The organism is Streptococcus sp. 477, from assembly GCF_013277295.1.
GTDB lineage: Bacteria > Bacillota > Bacilli > Lactobacillales > Streptococcaceae > Streptococcus > Streptococcus pseudopneumoniae.
The window spans coordinates 1-6,755 of sequence record NZ_VMMQ01000085.1 but is presented as its reverse complement, the minus strand read 5'-3'; the positions used below and the strand labels follow the sequence as shown (position 1 = coordinate 6,755).

Annotated in this window: 12 protein-coding genes; all 12 read right to left on the bottom strand. The window is 35.5% G+C overall.

Annotated elements, in window-relative coordinates; all coding sequences use genetic code 11:
* Window positions 1-91: 91 nt before the first annotated feature.
* Window positions 92-1,138, bottom strand: coding sequence for a DUF6287 domain-containing protein (locus tag HT691_RS09725; RefSeq protein WP_000732624.1), 1,047 nt, complete (start codon window positions 1,136-1,138; stop codon window positions 92-94).
* 29 nt (window positions 1,139-1,167) lie between these two features.
* Window positions 1,168-2,004, bottom strand: coding sequence for an N-acetylmuramoyl-L-alanine amidase family protein (locus tag HT691_RS11700; RefSeq protein ID WP_233053351.1), 837 nt, complete (start codon window positions 2,002-2,004; stop codon window positions 1,168-1,170).
* Window positions 2,005-2,042: 38 nt separating this feature from the next.
* On the bottom strand, window positions 2,043-2,507 hold the full coding sequence (locus tag HT691_RS11415) for a hypothetical protein (RefSeq protein WP_233053349.1): 465 nt from the start codon (window positions 2,505-2,507) through the stop codon (window positions 2,043-2,045).
* Window positions 2,508-2,553: 46 nt separating this feature from the next.
* Window positions 2,554-3,729, bottom strand: coding sequence for a CAP domain-containing protein (locus HT691_RS09715; RefSeq protein WP_138702904.1), 1,176 nt, complete (start codon window positions 3,727-3,729; stop codon window positions 2,554-2,556).
* A 198-nt stretch (window positions 3,730-3,927) separates the two neighbouring features.
* Window positions 3,928-4,515, bottom strand: coding sequence for a recombinase family protein (locus HT691_RS09710; RefSeq protein ID WP_100104700.1), 588 nt, complete (start codon window positions 4,513-4,515; stop codon window positions 3,928-3,930).
* A gap of 606 nt (window positions 4,516-5,121) precedes the next feature.
* Window positions 5,122-5,247: a PncF family bacteriocin immunity protein gene (locus HT691_RS11695; protein WP_007284823.1), complete on the bottom strand. Its 126-nt coding sequence runs from the start codon at window positions 5,245-5,247 to the stop codon at window positions 5,122-5,124.
* Window positions 5,248-5,249: 2 nt separating this feature from the next.
* Window positions 5,250-5,480 (bottom strand): bacteriocin-like peptide BlpU, encoded by a 231-nt coding sequence (gene blpU / locus HT691_RS09705; protein WP_001093485.1) that lies wholly within the window; start codon window positions 5,478-5,480, stop codon window positions 5,250-5,252.
* 192 nt (window positions 5,481-5,672) lie between these two features.
* Window positions 5,673-5,873, bottom strand: coding sequence for an SPPN_00645 family bacteriocin-like peptide (locus tag HT691_RS09700; RefSeq protein ID WP_001055966.1), 201 nt, complete (start codon window positions 5,871-5,873; stop codon window positions 5,673-5,675).
* A gap of 29 nt (window positions 5,874-5,902) precedes the next feature.
* Entirely contained in the window at window positions 5,903-6,094 is a 192-nt protein-coding gene (locus tag HT691_RS11155) for a hypothetical protein (RefSeq protein WP_023932899.1), read from the bottom strand.
* A gap of 19 nt (window positions 6,095-6,113) precedes the next feature.
* Window positions 6,114-6,296, bottom strand: coding sequence for a class IIb bacteriocin, lactobin A/cerein 7B family (locus HT691_RS09695; protein WP_000435077.1), 183 nt, complete (start codon window positions 6,294-6,296; stop codon window positions 6,114-6,116).
* 110 nt (window positions 6,297-6,406) lie between these two features.
* Window positions 6,407-6,556, bottom strand: coding sequence for a hypothetical protein (locus HT691_RS09690; protein WP_171039871.1), 150 nt, complete (start codon window positions 6,554-6,556; stop codon window positions 6,407-6,409).
* Between the two features lie 11 nt (window positions 6,557-6,567).
* Entirely contained in the window at window positions 6,568-6,696 is a 129-nt protein-coding gene (locus HT691_RS09685; RefSeq protein WP_000658221.1) for a smi_0059.1 family bacteriocin-like peptide, read from the bottom strand.
* Between the last annotated feature and the right edge of the window lie 59 nt (window positions 6,697-6,755).

Here is a 6,755-nt window from a genome sequence, read left to right as displayed (position 1 = left end):
TTACTTATCTATTCGAAAAGGAAGTCAAAAAAATAAGAATATCAGAAAATTTTCCGACATTCTTATTGATAAATTTGTAAGTCTATTAAAACTATTCTACCTTGTAAAAAAATCCCTCGGTACTACCATTGATAAGTTGGTGTCCAAACCATAAGCGGTCTTGTGTAATATCAGACGAGTCAGTATAGCCATTATCTGAAGAAGAGGTGACAGACATGGTTATAGGGATTCCTGCTGGTAAAAAGGCAATAGCTGCACCAGCACCTCCATCTTTAGAAACAGAACTTGCCTTGAGATAGTGGTCAATTTCCTTAGCATGTTCAATTGAAATCTTGGAATGATCACTTACTAAACCATTTTTGTCGAAAGTAAATTCAATACCTGTACGATTCCTCCAAGTGCCTGCGACACTAGAAAAATCTCCATTTTGAATTGCAGTAATATCCATCCCTTTACTTTCTGACGGAAGGCTTGTTTCTCCATTTATAAGACTTGTGACAGATTTCCAAAAGAAAGATCTTATGTCAAGGGAAGGTGGTTTTGTCCCCAGTCCCTCTTCTGTATCTGATTCAATGACTAGTTCTAACCGTGTTCCATCCTGATTCAACTTGTATAGTTTAAGTTGGATTTGATTAGTAGATACTCGGGTAGATAATTGAAAATAACCATTTTCTAAAGGATTAAAATGTACTCGCTCTCCAATAAAGTCCAGATTGTTTTCTGCATTGGTCAGTCGAATAACTTCACCATTTTTAAGAGTTCGAATATCTAATAAATCGTAATAGTTAGAATCCATTTTTAGGGCAATCAAAAGTTCGTCCGTACCGTCTTGGTCTAAATCATACAAGCTATACTGTAATCCAGAATATTCTTTAGGATAAGTGTTTTTTAAGTTTGCTTTTGAATTGATCTCTGTATGTGAAGTTGACGAACCATCTAATACTTTGGCATATTCTTTAAGAACAGGATTATATAGGGTGTAATCAGGTTTCTTCTCTTCCGATGTAGAAGAAGTTGAACTAGTACTTGAAGCAATTGCTTCAGAACTTGTTGCAGAAGTGTTTTCACTCTGATGTTGGCAAGCCGTTAAAATAGAGATAGCTAATATACTAATACTGAATAGAAATAATTTTTTCATATGTTTAATCTTACAATTTGAAATTGTTTTTATACCCACTCACCGTTGTAATTGACACGGTAGCCATCAGGTGTAGTTGTATTGATTGCGAGTACACCAGAGCTATAGGCATAGTACCATTTGCCAGAAACTGTAAACCAGCCTGTTTTCATAGCACCTGAGCCGTCGAGATAGTACCACGTGCCGTTGTCTTTTACCCAGCCAGTTTGCATCCAACCAGAGTTATCAAAACGATACCAAACACCATTGATTTTTTCCCAGTCATTAGTTGTATAAGTGCCATCTTCGTGTTTATACCACCAGCGACCATTCGAATACATCCAAGTAGATTTAGACTGATGGGTCGTCATGGTTGTATCCGTGTTAGAATAGTTTCCAGATGACGAACTTGTAGAAGTTGACGAGCTAGATGAATTCGAACCTGATTGAGTAGTCGTGTTAATATTTGAATTTCTCGAAGGATTTCCGATAGTCACCTCTTTTCTAACTTTAAAGACACGTTTTCTTGTATCAGTTAAGTGATCATAAGGTGAACCAGCTTCCCCAGACATCTCCAAAATATATGTTCCAGCAGGAAACTGTTTTGAAACAAAAATATCACCTTTAAATTTATTGCTATAAATTAAGGGGAGTAGAAATTGGTCACTAACGTCTTTAGTTAAACCACTAAAAATTACCGCATTATGACTTTGATATACAACTTTTCCACTATCCTTATCAATTAAAGTAATATTTCCTTTGGCGGCTTTATCTCCCCCGTGTTGTAGTGGCTCTGAAATTTTTCCTTCGAAGCTAAGTCCAAAATAATCAATTTCAACCTTTGTAATTGTTGCTTCTATTTGTTTTTCAGTACTCGTATTCGAGATAGTATTTGCTTGATTATTTGATAAGACTTCTAGTTTGGTTACATAAGTGTAAAAAGGACCACCTTTCCCAGATTTTCTCTGACATCAGCAGTTAACTTATAGCGAGTACCATTTAGCTCAAACTTCATGGTATAGATACCATAGTCTGTTGCTTTAAAGACAATTGTTTTACCGTTGAATGTGGCGATACCATTGGATTCAAAACTTGCAAATTGCTTAGAAAATTCTTGTCTATAAGCTTTGTCTACATAATCAACCGTTATAAATTCACTATTACCTTTAGAAAATGCTCCGAGTTGTGCTTTTCTTTTTTCTACAAGCGTCACATCTGTTGCGACTAAATCTGTATCACGATAACCAATAGCAGGGACTTCAACATAAGCATTGGCTGCTGGAGACCATACTTTGACCATTGGAATGTCTGCAGCATTGACACTTGAAATTGTAGCTCCTGTTGCTACAAGTGATAAAACTGCTGTAGTCGTTAAAACGATTTTTTTCATAATTTTTGTATTCCTTTTCTTTTTATCTATTTTTTATAATCTTATCCTATACCCACTCACCGTTGGCATTGACACGATAACCGTCAGGTGTAGTCGTATTGATTGCTAGTGCACCAGAGCTATAGGCATAGTACCATTTACCAGAAACTGTAAACCAGCCTGTTTTCATAGCGCCTGAACCGTCGAGATAGTACCAAGCCTTACCGTCTTTCAACCAACCTGTCTGCATCCAGCCTGAACTATCGAAGTGATACCAGATATTATCTAATTTTGCCCACTGATTGTAAGGGTAAGACCCATCAAGTTGCATAAACCACCAACGAGAGCCCGATTGTTGCCAAAAACCCATACCCCTACCAATATCTTGCATTTGAAAAAAGAAACCTGGTTTATTAGTCCCGTTAGACTTACCTTGTTTTGTTTTCTTACTGGTATGAGTTCCGATTGCCTTCAAGTCTTTGTCAAAAAGATTCGCCTTAGTCGCAAATGTTTGAATCTGAGAAGAATTTGCTTCTGTATATTGAATGGCCTTTCCATAACCACCAGCTAATTCTTCAGAGCCACCAGATGATGTTCCGAAACTTTGTGCAACGGTAATCCATCCATTTTGAGTGACAGGGTTTTCAAAGGCTGCCAAACCCATATAGGTCAATTCTGAATTGATTAAGGATTCGTAGTGTCCAGTTTGACCAGATACACTTGCCCCACTACGAGATTTGACGTAATCTGCTTTTTCGTCATACCATTGATTAATAGCTGTCATAAATCCATCATAGTTCCAAGCTAAGTTTTCGGCTAGTGAAAAATTCCCTGAAGGCCAGGCACTCCAAATATCTTTATTAGATAAACGTTTATGATGCCTAGTTACAGAAGCTTCTGCTGCCCGAACGAAGGCTGTTTTTTCTAGCGCAGTTGACCATTTGATAGGAACATAGCTAGTAACTAGACCTTCGTCTGCTGCCTCTTTTCGAATGGCATTGATACGGTCTAAGATAGCCTGTTTATCTGGCGTTAAGAAAGTCCCTTCAATCCCAACCAGAGTAGTACCAGAAGAAGTACTAGTAACCTCAGAGTTTAAGATATTGTAGGATTGACCATTGATTGCTTGAGTGGAAACCAGCCTATCATTAGCAGCTACTGATTGTGATGTAACAATTCCTACCCCAAGAAGTGATAGAGCTGAAATCGTTGCAAGTGTGAACTTTTTAGCTTTGGTGTCCATTTCGTGTCCCCCTATTTTTATTTATTGTAAAGTAATCAGTTTGTCCTAAAACCTAGACTTTTTTGGACAAACTTGATAAAATGGAAGTGTAATAATAATCGGTCAAAATGCTTGATTTTAGAACCTTTTTTTCTAACGAAAACGGCTCTAGAATAGAGTGTATTTCCTGTCAAAAAATCCTAGGTTTTTTGACAGGAACTATGAATTTTTTATCCAATTATGAAAGGTGCTTTTTGATACTCCTAAGATGTCTGCACCTTCTCGTAAGGTTATTTCTTTTTTCTTATATTGAGCTATCACATCAGGGAAATTATTCGGGACAACCAATTTTGGTCTACCGAATTTCTTCCCTTTTTTCTGTGCTTCCCGTATTCCTTCCATTTGTCTTTGTTTGATTTGTTCTCTTTCAAACTGTGCCACATAAGATAGGACTTGTAAAACGATATCGGAGATTAGTTTTCCTGTGATATTATCATTGCTATTCTTTGTATTTAATAAGGGGAAATCTAAAACAGTTATATTTACTTTCTTTTTCTTAGTAATCGATTGCCATTGTTCTAAAATTTCATCATAGTTTCTTCCCAACCTATCAATTGATTTAATAACCAATTCATCATTTTCTTTCAAGGTAGTTAATAATTTTTGATATTCCATTCTGTCAAAATCTTTTCCTGAAACGTAATCAATAAAAATATTCTCTTTTGATAATTTGTTTTCTACCAATGCTGAAAATTGCCTATCAATATTTTGTTCTCTTGTAGATACTCGAACATAACCGTAACGCATAAAAACTCTCCTTTTACACTTATTGTAAAATATAAAAAAGGGCAAAATGCCCTCAAGGAGTAGTGTATTCAATTTCTAGCAATTATATATTAGTTCAAACTGGTTCATCAAGCCTTAAAAGTATGTAAAAAATCACAAACTAAGACCTCCTTCATTCCTTTTCTTCAACTTTCCTAATTTCTATACCTATTTTTTATCAAAAATACATGTAAAACTCCAAATGATGCAAATAGACACTTCAACTGCACTTTTTAGCAAAAAATAGGCAGAACAAACGTCCTACCTACTAAAAATATGCTATTTTGAAAGGAAATTGATTTTTTACTGACACCCTAGGCAAGCTTGGGACAAATAAATCATTGATAGCAACATTTACGACATCCTATTTAAAGTTACTTCAATTTCTAATGTCCCCGCTATTTATAAGCCACCTCTGGTATGATCTATTCATAGTCAGAATAGATAACACCGTTCTAAATTACGATTCATAGTTACTCCTTTTTTGATTCGCTACTGCAAGATTCCTATTTACCTGATAAGAGGAGAGATGGTCCTCTTTACATGTGCAAGATAATTTTGAATCAGATTCATCATTTATCGTTTTGATTATTTTTTGACAAATTTTTCTGTTTTCTTCTCCGAAGACTTTAAAAATTTTTTTCTAATTAGATCATCCATATAGGGACCAAATATACCAACTACTAAACCAATAATAAAACTTTTAAAATCCATAATTACCACCAACATGTCGCTGCATAGGCCACACCTCCAAATATAGCTCCTCCCGCAGCACCAGTTGCTGCACCTTGCCATGTTCCTGTTTTAATTCCTAGCTGAAGACCTCGTGCTGCTCCTCCTCCAACACCTGCTTTGGCAAAATCTCCCCAATTGCATCCGCCACCTTCAAGGCAAGCAAGTATCTCAGTATCCATAATTTCAAATTGTGACATCGTTTTTGTATTCATAACGAATGCCTCCTTTTTTATTTTAATGCTTGTCTTGTTGCAAACTTGACAAGTTTGGTATAGCAGTGTTTATTAAATTGTTTCATCCAAATCTTGAATTACTGAAATAATCATTCCCTGTATTCCTCTTATTTATCTATTCGAAAACGAATTCAAAAATATAATATATGATATTCATTTTAATAAACTATATTAATAAAATGCATTGTAAACATTTCGCCCAAATGATCTACCAGCATTATAGATACCACCGAAAAATCTTCCCGTACTATCAATCACTTTGTGGACATCGATGTTAATATTACCTCTCCATGACACTCGACCACCCTCTACTGTTGCCAAATCTTTTTCTGTAAGACTTGTAAATTTTTCTTCAATTTTTATCATATTCATTATGTCTGTTCCTCTTTATCTATAATTTTTTATTGAAACAAATAATTGTAAATTGTTTCGCCAAACTTCTGCCCCGCCCAATAAACCGATCCTAAAAGTAATGTCCCTAAAGCATAAATCCCAACTACTCCAACTATGAAAATGAATACTTTCACAGGAATTGACTGCAAACTGTAAAAATTCTCTACCCTAGTAATCCAACTTTCTATTATGCGTTCCATCAGCGCTCTTCCTTCCCTGTTAACGTCCACGACGCTTAGCATGTGCTCCTGAAGCACCATCTACCGCACCCAATAAAAATGTTCCTGCAATTGCGACTCCTCCAACTACTACCAGACCAAATAGCAAGCCTCCTTCTACATCGGCCAATTCCTCATGACTCATTACATGAAAATTATTTTCCATATTTTTAATTTGTTCCATCTTATTCTCCTTTTTTGATTCTTAACAATTGAAAAAGGTAGTTATTTGTATTTCCTTTTTCATATATTCTGTTCATTGTTGTAGGTAAGCTTCACTCTCTAAATATTATCTTAGAATCCAAATAACGCACGACGTAAAATGAACCCCACCATTAAACCATGTTGGTAACTTGCCTCACTACCACCCACCAGCAAGGCTAAGTCGCTTTCCTTTAATACTTCAATAGTATACTTATCATTCATTTCATTCATTTCATTCATCTCTTATCCTCCTAAAAACCAAAACCTCTACGAAATCCAATGTACCAATCTACAAGGGTCTTCGTCCAATTTTCTCCACCTTGAATATCGGTCAATTCTTCCGAAGTTAGCTCAACAAATCCGTAATAATGTTCTTTCATTATTTTATTCCTTTCTTTTTCTTCTCACTTATCTATTCGAAAAAAATTTCAAAAATGTA